The sequence below is a fragment of the Chromobacterium sp. IIBBL 290-4 genome (assembly GCF_024207115.1).
In the GTDB taxonomy this organism is placed as follows: domain Bacteria; phylum Pseudomonadota; class Gammaproteobacteria; order Burkholderiales; family Chromobacteriaceae; genus Chromobacterium.
The window spans coordinates 3,650,380-3,663,204 of the sequence record NZ_CP100128.1; the positions used below are offsets into that span (position 1 = coordinate 3,650,380).

15 protein-coding genes are annotated in these 12,825 nt (G+C 62.3%); 2 read left to right on the top strand and 13 right to left on the bottom strand.

The genetic code is table 11. The features are described from left to right. Positions 1-44 precede the first annotated feature (44 nt). The 4 genes from NKT35_RS17060 to NKT35_RS17075 form a co-directional block, all read right to left on the bottom strand. Positions 45-584 (bottom strand): hypothetical protein, encoded by a 540-nt coding sequence (locus NKT35_RS17060; protein WP_254295183.1) that lies wholly within the window; start codon positions 582-584, stop codon positions 45-47. Positions 585-1,179: 595 nt separating this feature from the next. Beyond that, a complete protein-coding gene (locus NKT35_RS17065; protein ID WP_254295185.1) occupies positions 1,180-1,815 on the bottom strand; it encodes a hypothetical protein in 636 nt (211 codons plus the stop codon). Positions 1,816-2,013: 198 nt separating this feature from the next. Next, entirely contained in the window at positions 2,014-2,664 is a 651-nt protein-coding gene (locus NKT35_RS17070; RefSeq protein ID WP_254295187.1) for a response regulator, read from the bottom strand. Next, positions 2,661-4,565, bottom strand: a complete 1,905-nt coding sequence (locus NKT35_RS17075) for a type IV pili methyl-accepting chemotaxis transducer N-terminal domain-containing protein (RefSeq protein ID WP_254295189.1) — start codon at positions 4,563-4,565, stop codon at positions 2,661-2,663. Before NKT35_RS17075 ends, NKT35_RS17070 begins: the two co-directional genes overlap by 4 nt. Before the next feature lie 112 nt (positions 4,566-4,677). Here NKT35_RS17075 and mobB point away from each other — a divergent pair, with 112 nt between their 5' ends. Continuing rightward, complete coding sequence (gene mobB, locus NKT35_RS17080; RefSeq protein WP_254295191.1) at positions 4,678-5,181, top strand: molybdopterin-guanine dinucleotide biosynthesis protein B; 504 nt, start codon at positions 4,678-4,680, stop codon at positions 5,179-5,181. Here the strand turns inward: mobB and moaA are convergent. After that, positions 5,159-6,133: a GTP 3',8-cyclase MoaA gene (gene moaA, locus NKT35_RS17085; RefSeq protein ID WP_254295193.1), complete on the bottom strand. Its 975-nt coding sequence runs from the start codon at positions 6,131-6,133 to the stop codon at positions 5,159-5,161. The genes mobB and moaA overlap by 23 nt on opposite strands. Before the next feature lie 269 nt (positions 6,134-6,402). Between moaA and NKT35_RS17090 the strand changes: the two genes are divergently transcribed. Continuing rightward, positions 6,403-7,350, top strand: a complete 948-nt coding sequence (locus NKT35_RS17090; RefSeq protein ID WP_254295194.1) for a DMT family transporter — start codon at positions 6,403-6,405, stop codon at positions 7,348-7,350. A gap of 70 nt (positions 7,351-7,420) precedes the next feature. Here NKT35_RS17090 and NKT35_RS17095 read toward each other — a convergent pair whose 3' ends face one another. The 8 genes from NKT35_RS17095 to NKT35_RS17125 all read right to left on the bottom strand — a co-directional run bounded on the left by NKT35_RS17095 (position 7,421) and on the right by NKT35_RS17125 (position 12,728). Then, positions 7,421-7,990 (bottom strand): hypothetical protein, encoded by a 570-nt coding sequence (locus NKT35_RS17095; RefSeq protein WP_254295202.1) that lies wholly within the window; start codon positions 7,988-7,990, stop codon positions 7,421-7,423. Beyond that, a complete protein-coding gene (locus tag NKT35_RS17100; protein WP_254295205.1) occupies positions 7,987-8,643 on the bottom strand; it encodes a DUF484 family protein in 657 nt (218 codons plus the stop codon). The genes NKT35_RS17095 and NKT35_RS17100 overlap by 4 nt, the downstream gene beginning before the upstream one ends. A gap of 52 nt (positions 8,644-8,695) precedes the next feature. Continuing rightward, the gene (gene dapF / locus NKT35_RS17105) at positions 8,696-9,526 is read right to left on the bottom strand and encodes a diaminopimelate epimerase (protein WP_254295220.1); all 831 of its coding nucleotides are present in this window, start codon (positions 9,524-9,526) and stop codon (positions 8,696-8,698) included. A 54-nt stretch (positions 9,527-9,580) separates the two neighbouring features. After that, entirely contained in the window at positions 9,581-10,402 is an 822-nt protein-coding gene (locus NKT35_RS17110) for an anti-sigma factor family protein (RefSeq protein ID WP_254295222.1), read from the bottom strand. Continuing rightward, positions 10,399-10,506, bottom strand: a complete 108-nt coding sequence (locus NKT35_RS24215; RefSeq protein ID WP_371926371.1) for a hypothetical protein — start codon at positions 10,504-10,506, stop codon at positions 10,399-10,401. The genes NKT35_RS17110 and NKT35_RS24215 overlap by 4 nt, the downstream gene beginning before the upstream one ends. Before the next feature lie 3 nt (positions 10,507-10,509). Further along, a complete protein-coding gene (locus NKT35_RS17115) occupies positions 10,510-10,872 on the bottom strand; it encodes a sigma-70 family RNA polymerase sigma factor (protein WP_254295224.1) in 363 nt (120 codons plus the stop codon). Positions 10,873-10,895: 23 nt separating this feature from the next. After that, the gene (locus tag NKT35_RS17120) at positions 10,896-11,870 is read right to left on the bottom strand and encodes a YncE family protein (RefSeq protein ID WP_254295226.1); all 975 of its coding nucleotides are present in this window, start codon (positions 11,868-11,870) and stop codon (positions 10,896-10,898) included. Positions 11,871-12,158: 288 nt separating this feature from the next. Next, on the bottom strand, positions 12,159-12,728 hold the full coding sequence (locus NKT35_RS17125; protein WP_254295228.1) for a C40 family peptidase: 570 nt from the start codon (positions 12,726-12,728) through the stop codon (positions 12,159-12,161). Between the last annotated feature and the right edge of the window lie 97 nt (positions 12,729-12,825).

The window sequence follows — 12,825 nt, forward strand, 5'->3', positions numbered from 1 at the left end:
TGCCAGAAGGGCGCAGTTGCTGCGCAGTAATTCTTTATAAATTATCAAGAAGCATGAATTTTCATGTCAGCCTCTAAGTCAGCTATAGCTGCTTTTATAAGAGTCTTGAGACGTTCCAGGTATTCCATTCTCTCGCCGTTGGTTGGTGAGAATTTACGCAACTCCGCATCGATTTTTTTTAATTTATCGAGTAATTTTGAAAGAAGCTCTTTTTTTCGCTCAATGAGCTTTTGCTTGTTTCGTTGAGCTGCCCATGCGTATGCGCCTACACCCAAAAGAACAGCCGGTGCGGCCAAGACGGCAATTCCTGCAGCCATCCCACCTCCGACTAATCCCCCCGCGGCTGCTAGCGCAGATGTTATGCCGGCAGCAGATAAGCCTGTTACCCCTGCGTAGTATAATCCAGCAAATCCAATTGTCCCACCAACTCCAATTCCACCAGCAGCAATTAATGCTTCATTAATATCATTGTCTGTTGATGTGGTGCGATTTTTGTCTATGAGTGCTGCGTCTGCCTCGATAATAAGTTTTTCAATAGGGAGTAGGGAGTCAGTGTTTTTATAAATTGGCTCAATATTGCTCATGGTAAGGCGCTCCGGTTAATAAATAACTGATGTGATTGGGGTGGAGTGTTTTCTTTGGGGTGATAGAATGCCTGATGTTGGTGAATTTATAACTAGTCAAGAATGCAGAGCGGAAGTTGTTGAATTTTGTTGCATAGGGGCTATGTTGTCAATATTTTTATGCTAAAATAATTACGATAATGACTGGTTCGTTTCTTAAATTGGGGCTGGAATCGGACGAAACACGCAATATGCTAATAGCATTTTAGATGCTGAGCATCATATATGCATGGGCAGGCCCTTGCCAGGGTCGGTCTGTCAGGCCATACCCGCGTCTATTGGTGAGCGACTACCGCATCTCTTTCTCTTCTTGCGCTTCTCAATAGTGTCATGCTCCGGCATCGGAGTGAGGCACGCTCAAGCCTTATCCAACCCATGTTCTACAGCATGGGGCCGTAGGTTCGGCTAAGCTTGCGAAGCCCAACGTTTACCGCGGATCATTTGGTAATTCCTGTTGGTTGGGTAATGCCTATTTATGCTCGGTAAACGTTGGGCTTCATTTTATTCAGCCCAACCTACGGCCCTGCTTTTCGTGTAAGTCGTCTAGAATCTAGGGTTAGGGTTCAAAGTTAGTATGCTTGCGAACCCAGGTGTGTTGGCTTGTGGACATGGAGGGCCAAAGCTTTTGTAGCTTCCAGTCCTCCATTTGGCGAAGCTGATTTTTTTCTCTATCTCGCCGAATAGTCAATTTGAAGTCTCTTGGTGAATATTCGATTTCATGTTGATCGAGGCGCCAGAATAGTAACGCCAGTTGATTCGGTGTGAAAGCGTCACGATCCAAAACGTATGAGATGAAAGAGTTGATATCGAAATTTTCTTCGACCGCGGACAACGCGACAAGGGTATTAACAAGGTGGCGTTTTCTCGCCTCATTAACCAAAAAGCGGCGATCTCGGTTTACCCGGCGGCGAGACTCGTCACACCCCAGAATATTTCCTAGTTCATCAATTGCGGAGATTCTGAACTTGTTGATACACTCGGAACCAACCAGTATTTCGTTTCCGTTGTGCCGGTTAATTATTTTGAATTGATATCGAATGTCGGGGTGTTTGCACAATTCGCACGTTTCAATTGGCGTTCCGAGGTCGTACATATCCCCGGTGTATAGCCATTCCTGAAGTGCAACGGCAAGTTGTGCTCTTTCAACACTAAGGGGAAGAAGATTCGCGGCGCTCTTTTGTGCCCAAGTCATAGCGATACCTCGTGAGCCCTAACGTTGGAAGTAACCTGCTGCCGGAGCCAAGTCGCCGGTTGGCCTATCAGGCCATACCCGCGACTACTTATCATGATTGCGTTACGGCCTGGTGTTGTCTTGTTCGCGGGTATGGCCTTCGGCCAACCCGCGCTACGATGGCTTCATCCGTAACCGCCCAAACCTTGCAAACTATTTTCAGGCCTTGTCCAACCCGTGTTCTACAGCATAGACCGCCGCCTGCACCCGGCTGCTCAGCGACAGCTTGCGCAGGATGTTCTGCACGTGGACCTTGACCGTGCTCTCGGCCAGGTCCAGTTCGCGGGCGATTTCCTTGTTGCTGACGCCGCGCGCCAGCCAGCTCAGCGTTTCGCGCTCACGCGGCGTCAAGGTGTCCAGTTCGCTGGTTTTGGCGCTGGGCGGCTGGCGCAGCCGGGCCAGCAGCTTGGCGGTCATTTCCGGCGACAATACGCTGTCGCCGTCCACCGCGCGGCGAATGCTGTCCAGCAGGAAGTCGGCGTTGATGTTTTTCAGCAGGTAGCCGCGGGCGCCGCCGCGCATGCATTCGGCCAGATCGTCGCCGTCCTCGGACACGGTCAGCATCAGCACCGCGGTGTCCGGGCAGCCGCTCAGTATCTGGCCCAGCGCTTCGCGGCCGTTCATCACCGGCATGTCCAGGTCCAGCAGCACCACGTCCGGCTTCAGCAGCTCCGCCTGTTTCACGCCTTCCAGGCCGTCGGCGGCTTCGCCCGCCACCAGGAAATCGTCCTGCCTTTGCAGCAGCGCTTTCAGGCCGCTGCGGAACAGCGTGTGGTCGTCAATCAGTAAAATGCGTATCGCTTGTGTCATGCGCTGGTGCGCTCCTCTTTGGGCAGGGTCAGTTCCACCGTGGTGCCGTGGTCGGGCTGCGAATGGATCTGGATCCGGCTGTGTATGCGGTTGGCCCGTTCTTGCATGATGGACACGCCGACATGGCGCGCGGCCTTGGCGGCCAGTTGTTCGGGGGAGAAGCCGCGGCCGTTGTCCTGGATGCTCATGCGGAAACTGGCGTCGTTGTCGATCTCCACTTTGACCGCGCTGGCGTCGGCATGCTTGCGGACATTGGATAGGGCTTCCTGCAGGATGAAGAACACCTGCAGTTGCTGTTGCGGGTCCAGCGGCTTGCCTTCGCCGCGAAGCTCCAGGCTGGCCGGGATGCGGGTTTGTTGCTCGAAGCGCTGCAGCAGCGTGTTCACCGCCTCAGGGAATTCCTGTTTGCTGATGCGGGTGCGGAAATTCAACAGGAGTTCGCGCACGTCCTCGTAGCACTCCTGCACGCCGGCGCGGATGAAGGCGAGGTTTTCCCGGGCCATGTCTTCTTCTCGGGAGTTCATCGCGTCTTCCAGCATCTGCGTCTGCAGATTGAGGAAGGACAGCGATTGGGCGATGCTGTCGTGCAGGCCCTGGGCCATCAGATTGCGCTCCTCGGACACGGCGAACTGGCGCTCCATCGCGCCGAGGCGCTGGTTTTCGATGGCGACGCCCAAGTGCTGGCCCAGCGTTTCGATCAGCATCTGCTCAGCCATCGACAGCGTGCGTTTTTCGCGGAAGTACAAGGTGAAGATGCCCACGTCCTCGCGCTGGTTGCGGATATGGAAGACGGCGATGGAGGCGAAGCCGGCCTTGCCGCAGTGGCGGATGTCCTCGCCGGCCAGTTCGCCGATGTGGCGCAGCACGGCGAAGGGCTGCTGCACGGCTTCGCCGCAGTGGCAGGCGTCGTGGGGGATGCATTCCTCATTCAGCGCCATGTCAGCCGGCAGGCCTTGCTGGGCGATCTGGTCCAGCTTGCCGCGTTCCGCGTCCACCAGCCGGGCATTGGCGGCGTCGGCGCCGGTCAGCCGCATCAGCCGGCCGAGGAAGCCGTGGCAGGTTTCGTCCAGCGCGCGCTGTTGGTGCAGGAAGGAGGTCATGTCATATAGCGTCTTCAGGCGCAGATTCTGCTCTTCCACCTCCTGCGTCTTCTGTTTGACCTTGCTTTCCAGGTTCTGGTACAGGTCCTGCGCCCGTTCCGCCATCTGGTTGAAGCCTGCGGCGAGCTGGCCGAATTCGTCCTGGCGGTCCACCCTGATCCTGGCGTCGAGATCGCCCTCGCGCAGACGCCGCATCGCCTCGCTGAGCGCGCTGACCGGGTTGATCACCATCAGAAACAGCATATAGGCCATGGTGACGGTGCCGGCCAGCGCCATGGCGATCAGCACCATCTGGAATAGCCGGAGCAGATTGGTGTTGGCTTCATTATCCCTTTCCACCAGGGACACCAAGGTGTCGATGTCGGCGACGAAGGCCTCCACCTTGAGCTGGGCCGGGGCGCCGCTCCGGGTCTGCATCAGCGGCCGGATTTCCTCGCGCCAGCGCTTTTCTATCAAGCTCTCCTGGTCGCGGATGTCGCGGTTATCGGGCAAAAACAAAGGCCGGGCGGGATCGCCCCGGCGCAGGCGGTCCAGGGTCTGGTCGAAAGCGGCGGTTTCGGCGGCGAGCTGCGCGCTGGCGGCGCGCTGCGATTGCAGATAGGCCAGGCGATAGCTGCGCATGCGCAGGCTGCCTACATCGTTGATGGCGGCCGCGCCGCCTTCCAGCCGCCAGGAAAGGGCGAGCGAGTAGGCGATGGCGGTCAATACAATCAACAGGGCGATCAGCGACAATACCAGTAGTTTGCTCGCCAGGCTTTGAAAGCGGCGGCTGAGGGCTGGAAATGGGACAATTCGACTCATGCTGATTCCGGTTGGGTTCTGCCGCGAGTGCTGCGCACAAATAAGTTTCTATGGAAATAGTATGAACATAGTGTGTTCCGTCAGGAGCGACAATCCCCCAAAAGGAGAAGACATGCAGGCGGTGTTGGGAATTTGCGGTTATTCCGGCAGCGGCAAGACGACTTTGCTGGAAAAGATACTGCCCTTGCTGCGGTCGGCGGGGCTGAAGGTGGCGGTGATCAAGCACAGCCATCACGACGTGCAGCTGGACGAACCGGGCAAGGACAGTTTCCGGCACCGCCAGGCCGGCGCTTGCGAGGTGATGATCGTGTCGCCGCGCAGGGTGGGCGTTTACGCGGAAACGGAAAGGGAGCTGACGCTGGACGAGCAGCTGGCTAGATTGTCGCCGTGCGATCTGGTGTTGCTGGAGGGGCAGAAAACGCTGCCGGTGCCCAAGCTGGAGGTTTATCGACCCGCCTTGGGTAGGCCGGCGCGGTATCTGGAGGACGCGAACATCATCGCGGTGGCGTCGGATGCGGCCTTGGACGCCGCCGTGACTGTGCTGGATTTGAACGACGCGGCCGCCGTGGCGGCTTTCATCGCAGACTGGCTGGCTAGCCGCCGGTCTGCGACATGAAACGCATCAGCTTGGCCGGCGCTTCGTTGAAGTCGTGTTTTTCCGGCTTCAGTTCAATGGCGGCGCGGATGGCGGCTTCCAGCTCCGCGTCGCTGCAGCCGGCGCGCAGCAGGGGCCGCAGCGGATAGCTCTGCTCTTGGCCCAGGCACAGGTAGAGGGTGCCGTCCACCGACATCCGCAGCCGGTTGCAGCTGGCGCAAAAATGCTGGCTGATAGGCGTGATCAGTCCCAGCGTGAAGCGCCCGTCGGGCGAGCCCCAGTAGCGGGCGGGGCCGCCGCCCAGATTGCGGCAAAGCGCCTCCAGGCCAAAGCGGCGGCTCAGTCTCTCCAGTATCGGCGCGAGCTCGCTGCCGCGCGTTCGGCGTCCGCTGTCTCCCATCGGCATGGCCTCGATCAGGCGCAGGATGAAGCCGTGTTCGATGCAGAACTCCGCCATCGCTTCGATATCGCCGTCGTTGACGCCGGCGACCGGCACCATATTGATTTTGATTCTGTCGAAGCCCGCGTCCTTGGCGGCGGCAAGGCCAGCCAGCGCCTTGGGCAGGCTGTCGCTGCCGGTCAGCTGGGCCACGCAATCGCGCCGCAAGGAATCCAGGCTCACATTCAAGCGGCTGACGCCGGCGCGCCGCAGCGCCGCGGCGTGTTTTTCCAGCTGCGTGGCATTGGTGGAGAGGGATAAATCGGCGAGGCCGGGCAGAGCGGACAGCCTGCCGGCCAGCTCGCTCAGGCCGCGCCTCAGCAAGGGCTCGCCGCCGGTCAGCCGCAGCCGTTGCACGCCCAGGCGGCTAAACGCGGATGCCACGCGCTCAATTTCGTCGAAAGTCAGCCACTGCGCCGGTTCTTCAAACCCTTTGAATCCCTTGGGCAGGCAATAGCTGCAGCGCAAGTCGCAGCGGTCGGTGACGGAGAGCCGCAGGTATTCGATCGCGCGGCCGAAGCGGTCTGTCAGCATGAGGCGGGTCCGGCTGGAGTGGTTGTTGTTAGGATTGTATGGAAGTTATCGCTGCGGGACAGTTCGCAGGAAGGAGAGGGCGGACTAGTTCTTTTGACTGAGCGAGGAGGGCGCCCGGCGTCGCAATATTTCATCAATCAGCCGGATGGTGGAATGAATTGATTGTTTCATTGCGAATTGTGGAATTTACTCAGTCTGTCATTGGTAAGATTGAATTATTATATTCCACTTAATTGCTAGAATATCGGCAGTTTATATCAAGAGCTGCCATGAAGTCCGCAACTTCCCACCACAAAGCCTATTTGCTATTGATTGTGACCATGTTGATGTGGTCCACCAATTTCGTCATCGCCCGCGCCCTGCATGAACAGGTGGGGCCGTTTACGCTCGCCTTCGCCCGCTGGGCCATCGCCCTGTGCTGCCTCGCGCCGTTCGCCTTGCCGAGATTCAAGCGCGAATGGCCCAAGCTGCGGGCGCAATGGAAGCAGTTGCTGTTGCTGGGCCTGTTCGGCATCGGCCTGACCAATACCTTCGTCTACTGGGCGGTGCAGACCACCACCGCCACCAATGCGGTGATCTTGAACAGCGCCACGCCGGTGATGGTGCTGCTGCTGGGCTCGCTGTATTTCCGCCAGCGGCTGAGCAGCCGCCAGTGGCTAGGCATGAGCGTGGCCTTGTGCGGCGCTTTGCTGATCGTGCTGAAGGGCAATCTGGCGGCGATCGGCGCTTTCCATTTCGGCAGCGGCGATTTGCTGGTGTTGGCCGGCGGCCTGTGCTGGGCCATCTACACGCTGGGCTTGCGCAAGCTCAAGCCGGGCATCGACGCGCTGGTGCAGATGAGCGTATTGCTGCTGGTGGGCGAGCTGGTGTTGCTGCCTTTGTTCGGCATGGAGGCGGCCCAGCGCGGCCTGCCTTCCCTTGATGGCGGGGCCTGGGCCAGCCTGATCTACCTGGGCGCGCTGCCCTCGGTGGTGGCGTACCTGATGTACAACCGCGCCATCGCCATGGTGGGCACCGCCAAGGCGGCGAGCTTTCTGTACCTGATGCCGGCTTTCGGCGCGGTGCAGTCGATCGCCTTGCTGGGCGAGGAACTGCACTGGTTTCATGCCGCGGGCCTGGCGGCGATCTTCGCCGGCATCGCCCTGAGCTCGCTGACCCGCTCGGCGCCGGCAGCCGCCACGACAAAAGCCGTCTCCGGCGAGCCCGTCCGATCCTGACGCCGGCCTGCAGATGGGAAAAAGCACCGCGAGGGTGCTTTTTTCTTATCCGGCGCGGGTCGGAATGGGCTTAGGTGAAGTCCAGCAGCCAAGGCGCGAGCCAGTGTTCCAGCCAGACCAGGGCCAGCGGCAGGGTGACGCAGAGCGTGGCCCAGGCCGGCCATGGCGCGCCGCAGGTTTCGCGGCGGCGCATCACCATCAGCATTACTCGATAGGCCGCGTAACTGGCGGCGGCGAGCAAGGGCGGCGCCATGATATAGGCCGCCAGCGGCCGCCAAGCCAGCCAGGGGGAAAAGGCCAGCACGCCGATATGCAGGGCCAGCTGGCTGGCGAACAGCGCCGCCAGCCTGGGGTCTTGCCCCGGGAAGCTCAGCGCGCGGCGCTCCACCTTCATATTGGCGGCGGCCCACATCACCGCGGCGATGCCCAGCCAGGCATAGCCGTAGACAAAGGGGAGCAGCAGCGGCGCGACCGAAACCGGCTCCTCATGGCAATCCAGCAGCACAGCCAGCGCCAGATAGGCGGCCAGCGAGCAGGCGATGGCGCTGCCGTTGCGGCTGGAGATCAGCCGCCAGCAGGCGTGCAGGAAAAAGAGCGCGACGATGGCCAGCAGCAGCCATCCGACTGGTGTGGCTGTCATCGCTCCTCCAGCGCGGCGAGCAGGGCGGCGGAGGCGAGCGCGCCGATCTGCGCCAGGTACTGGGTGTGCATGTCGCGGGTGAAGCGCTGGGTGTCGTCGCTGGCCAGAACCAGCAGGCCGAATGGCTGGCCGGCGGCGTCGCGCAGCGCCACCTGGGCGAAGGACTGCAGCACCGGCTTGGCCGGGAACCAGCTCATCACCTCGTCATTGACATAAGGGCCGCAATAAGGCGCGGCGGCCAGATTGCGGGCCAGGCCTTGCACTTCGCCGCGGGCGTTGTAATGCTCGGCGTCGCTCTCCGCGGCGGGATGCCACAGCCGGATGGCGGCGCGGTTCAGCTGGAAGTGATCGCGCAGGCCGTCTTTCAGCGCGGCGATGCGATGCGCCAACCCGCCGCCGTTCAGCAGCGACAGCGTCAGCTGATGGGTGCGGGCCAGGATCTGATCGTTGGCCTTGCCTTGTTCCATCAGTTGCTGCAGCTGGGCCTCCAATTGGCGGGCCTGGTCCTTCAGTTCCAGCAACTGACGCTCGACGAAGGACACCACCACCCGTTCGCCCGCCTGGGGCGCGGCCTGCAGGCCGTAGCGTTCGGCGTGTTGCTGCAGGAATTCGGGATGTTCGTCGAGGAAGGCGAGAACCTGTTCGCTGTGCATCAGCCTGTTCCTTTCTTGGTGATACGCAAAGGGGTTGGTGTCGATCTGGCGCTTAAAGTTCGATTTCTGCCTGGAAAACGGTGACAGCGGGGCCGGTCATGATCACCGGACTGCCTTCGCCGGCCCATTCGATCACCATGTCGCCGCCGCGGGCGTGGACGGTCACGCGCGGGTCCAGCAGGCCCAGGCGGATGCCGCACACCACGGCGGCGCAGGCGCCGGTGCCGCAGGCCAGCGTTTCGCCGGCGCCGCGCTCATAGACGCGCAGGCGGATTTCGCCGCGCGACACAATCTGCATGAAACCGGCGTTGACGCGTTCGGGGAAGCGCGGATGGCTTTCCACTTGCGGGCCGACGGCCGCCACCGGGGCGGCGTCCACGTCGTCCACCAGCTGCACTGCGTGCGGGTTGCCCATCGAGGCGACGCTGACCACGCACTCGTCGTCCTTTAGCTGCAGCGGGTAGCTCAGCGCCGCTTGGGCGGCGATGAAAGGAATGTCGGCGGGCGCGAAGCGGGGCACGCCCATGTCCACGCGGGCCATGCCGTCGCCCAGGTATTCCGGGCTGATCACGCCGCGCGCGGTTTCCACCGCGATCCGGCGCTTGTCGGTCAGGCCTTCGTCGCAGACGAATTTGACGAAGCAACGCGAGCCGTTGCCGCATTGCTCCACTTCGCCGCCGTCGTTGTTGAAGATGCGGTAGCGGAAATCGTGGCCGGCCTCGCGCGCGGCCTCCACCAGCAGCAGTTGGTCGAAGCCGATGCCGAGCTGGCGATGGCCCAGTTGCCGGATGCGCTCCGGCGTGAGCGAAACCGCTTGCCTCACGCCGTCGATGACCATGAAGTCGTTGCCCAAGCCGTGCATCTTGCTGAATTTCAGTTTCATTGCGGGTCGCGGGATGCATTGTGGATGCGGCAGCTTATCACAGCCTTTCGCGGCTTACATCAGTGGGCGAGGAGGCGTCTCCGCTGCCGCTGGATGCGCGGCCAATTGCCGCTGCGCCAATCGCGCCAGGCCGGCCAGCCGCTCACGCGGCATACCGGCGGAGAGCGCGTATCCCTGGCCCTGGCTCCACCAATAGTAGACATTGACCGGTCCCTGGCTGGCGTAGTGAAATCCGGCCTCGTTCCTGGGGCTGACGCCGTTCGCTACATACAGCGTGACACGCAAGCCGGAGGGGTCGTGGTACATGAACTGGGCGACCGGACCTTGCTCCCCAGGCAGCAGGCGGCCTCCTATCAGCTCATAGCCCGCCTGAGCCAGGCGGGGCGGCTTGATGGGGCTGCGCATGCGCTGCGAGAGCCAGGCGATCATTTGCGCCTCCTGATCCGCGCCGATCTCGACCGGGCGCTGGATGTCGGGGCTGTAGACCACATGCGCCATGGCCGCCTGCCGCGGGAGGCTGTCCGCGATCATCCCCCCTTCCGCCGCGTAGCCGCTGGCCTGATAGGCTTGTTGTCCATACCAGCCGCCGCCTAGGCCCAGCGCGAACACCAGGCCGGCGGCGATGCCCTGGCGCAGCCAGGGCGGCGGCGCGCGCCTGGCCGGCGGTCTGGCCGCGGCCAGCAAACGGGATGGCACGGGCTCGCGCTTGGGCAGCGCCCACAGCTGCCGCAGCGCATCGTCCTGGCACCGCAATTGATCCAGTTTTTCCGCGGTCTCAGGATGCCGGGCCAGCCAGGCTTCCAGTTCCGCCGCCTCCCGCGGGGGCAGCTCTCCATCCAGATAAGCTTGCAAGCTATCAGCATTAGGCTCGGTCATGGCTCCATGCCTCCATGTTCAGTCATCAATTGGCGCAGGCGCTCCCGGCCGCGGTGCAGGCGCGACATCACGGTCCCGACGGGCAGCCCCAGCGCGACGGCCACGTCCTAGTAGCGCATCTCTTCCACCACTACCAGGAGCAGCACTTCCCTTTGCTCATCAGGCAGGCGCGCCAGCACGCGGCTGAGATCCCGCAACTGCGATTCGCTTTCATGGCCGGGTGGCACGGACAGCCGCTCCCATTCGTCCTCGGACAGTTCGGCCGGCTGCCGCGCGCGCCGCAGGTGATCGACATGCTGGTTGTGCAGGATGCTGAATAGCCAGGGGCGGATGTCCGAGCCGGTCCGCCACTGCCGCCAGTTGCGCCAGGCCCGCTCCAGCGCGTCCTGCACCAGATCGTCGGCGGCGGCTGCATTCCGCTCCAGCACTCGCGCGTAGCGGCGCAGCCGGTCCAGGTTGTCCAGCAGCAACTGATGGAACTGACGCTCCGGGCTCAGTTGGTCGATGGCGGAATCTCCCGGATGATCGCGCGCGCGGACAAGTCCACCTCGGCCAGACCCAAATCTTCGTTCAACACCCAGGCCTTGCGGCTGTCGCGGCTGAAGCTGATGGCCTGGCGCGGACCCGACAGGCCGCCGATCTGCGCCGCGGGCTTGAAGTCGGGCAGCGCGACCTCGGTCAGCGAGTCGCTTTTCAGATTGCCCGCGTACAAGGCCTTGCCGTCCGGCCGCAGCGCGGCGCCGTAGGGTTCGCGGCCCACCGGCGCGGTGGCCGTGATCTTGCCGGTTTTGGTATCCACCCGGGACAGCGTGTCATTGCCGCTGTTGGCCGCGTACAGGGTGCCGCCGTCGGCGGAGATCGAGATGGCGCGTATCTTGTCGAAGCCGCCGATCTCCTGGCGCAGCGTCAGGGTTTGAGTGTCCAGCACGCTCAGTTTGTCGCTGCGGAAGTTGGTGACATAAAGAGTTGCGCCGTCGGGCGACAGCTTGATGCCTTGGCGCGGGCCGGAGAAGCCGGGGATGACCTTGATTACCCGCCAGTCGGCCAGGTCCACCACGCTGACGCTATTGGCCGCCTGGTTGTTCACATAGAGATGGGTGCCCGCGCGGTCGATGGCGCTGCCGAACGCGCCCGGCCCCAGGGCCAGGTTGGCTTCCAGCTTGAGCGTGGCGGCGTTCCACCTTTCCAGCACGCCCTTGCTGCTGCCCGTCACGTAAAAGCGCTGTCCGTCCGGGGAGAAGACGATATTGCGGGGCGTGACGAAGCCGGGAAGCGTGGCCGCGAGTTTGCCGCTCGCCAGGTCATATACCTTCAGTTCGGCAGTCTGGCTGTTGCCTGCGACGGCCATGCGCTCGTTCGGACTGACTGCCAGCGTATTGTTGTGGATGTCGGCGTCGAAGGGTTGGGCGGTTGCAGCTTGGACGACAGCCCACAATAAGGCGGTCAGCAGCGGGAAGGCTTTTCGCATGTTCGGCTCTGTCATGGTTCGAGGGGCGGGCCGCTAAGTCGCGGCCCTGCCTCCTGGCGCAGGGTTGAGGTTGCCGCTCCCGGCCATTTGGCGCGCCGAAAATGGACGCGGAGACTGGCAGAAATCCATTGCGAGGCTTTTGGTCGGGCTGGCGGAGGAACGGTCCTGGGATTCGCTCCTATCAGGGTATACGTGGCGGAGAGGCGATTATTCCCGGCGGGGCGGATTTTTTAGATCGGGACTGCGGAGGAGGGGTGAGGCCGCCTGCGCGGCGGCTTGCGGGCTGGCTCAGGTGCGCAATACGGTGCGCGCGCCTTCATAGCGCGGCGCGAAGTAGACATTGTCCAGCCGCGCCACCCGTATGGTGCTGTTGGTGCGCGGCGCGTGGACGAACTTGCCGTCGCCGATGAAGATGCCCATATGCGAGAACGGGCGTTTCATGGTGTTGAAGAACACCAGGTCGCCGACTTGCATCTGGCTGTCCGAGATCGGGCGCGCCAGCGCCGCGATGCGGGCGGCATTGTGCGGCAGCTTGATGCCCACGGCGTTCTGGTAGATGTAGCTGACCATGCCGCTGCAATCCAGTCCGGCTTCGGGGTTGTTGCCGCCGAACTGGTAGCCGCCGTCCAGCAGGCCGATGGTGTACAGCAGGATTTCGCGGCCGTCGCCGTCGGCTTGCAGATTGGACAGCGTGGTATCGCCGCCCGGTTTGCCGGGGCGGCTGGGCTGGCGTTGGCTGGTTTTCTGCGGCGGGGTGGTGCCGCAGGCGGCGAGCAGGGCGGCGAGGCCGGCCAGCGCCGCGCCTTGCAGCAGGCGGCGGCGGCTTGCGCCGGCCTCCATCAGCAAATCGTCTTTCATTGGGGCTTGGACTCCTGTCATGTTCATGCGCGCCCGGCGATTCTCGAGCGGCTTCGCGGCGCAGCCTGTTGTAAAAGGCCGCGGCGCGACGGCATGA

Excerpts from the sequence above, each read along its gene's own strand:
- NKT35_RS17070 (WP_254295187.1), bottom strand. The coding sequence starts at position 2,664 with ATGACACAAGCGATACGCATTTTACTGATTGACGACCACACGCTGTTC.
- NKT35_RS17120 (WP_254295226.1), bottom strand. The coding sequence starts at position 11,870 with ATGCGAAAAGCCTTCCCGCTGCTGACCGCCTTATTGTGGGCTGTCGTC.
- NKT35_RS17125 (WP_254295228.1), bottom strand. The coding sequence starts at position 12,728 with ATGAAAGACGATTTGCTGATGGAGGCCGGCGCAAGCCGCCGCCGCCTG.
- NKT35_RS17075 (WP_254295189.1), bottom strand. The coding sequence starts at position 4,565 with ATGAGTCGAATTGTCCCATTTCCAGCCCTCAGCCGCCGCTTTCAAAGC.
- NKT35_RS17095 (WP_254295202.1), bottom strand. The coding sequence starts at position 7,990 with ATGACAGCCACACCAGTCGGATGGCTGCTGCTGGCCATCGTCGCGCTC.
- mobB (WP_254295191.1), top strand. The coding sequence starts at position 4,678 with ATGCAGGCGGTGTTGGGAATTTGCGGTTATTCCGGCAGCGGCAAGACG.
- NKT35_RS17090 (WP_254295194.1), top strand. The coding sequence starts at position 6,403 with ATGAAGTCCGCAACTTCCCACCACAAAGCCTATTTGCTATTGATTGTG.
- NKT35_RS17110 (WP_254295222.1), bottom strand. The coding sequence starts at position 10,402 with ATGACCGAGCCTAATGCTGATAGCTTGCAAGCTTATCTGGATGGAGAG.
- dapF (WP_254295220.1), bottom strand. The coding sequence starts at position 9,526 with ATGAAACTGAAATTCAGCAAGATGCACGGCTTGGGCAACGACTTCATG.
- NKT35_RS17060 (WP_254295183.1), bottom strand. The coding sequence starts at position 584 with ATGAGCAATATTGAGCCAATTTATAAAAACACTGACTCCCTACTCCCT.
- NKT35_RS17100 (WP_254295205.1), bottom strand. The coding sequence starts at position 8,643 with ATGCACAGCGAACAGGTTCTCGCCTTCCTCGACGAACATCCCGAATTC.
- moaA (WP_254295193.1), bottom strand. The coding sequence starts at position 6,133 with ATGCTGACAGACCGCTTCGGCCGCGCGATCGAATACCTGCGGCTCTCC.
- NKT35_RS17065 (WP_254295185.1), bottom strand. The coding sequence starts at position 1,815 with ATGACTTGGGCACAAAAGAGCGCCGCGAATCTTCTTCCCCTTAGTGTT.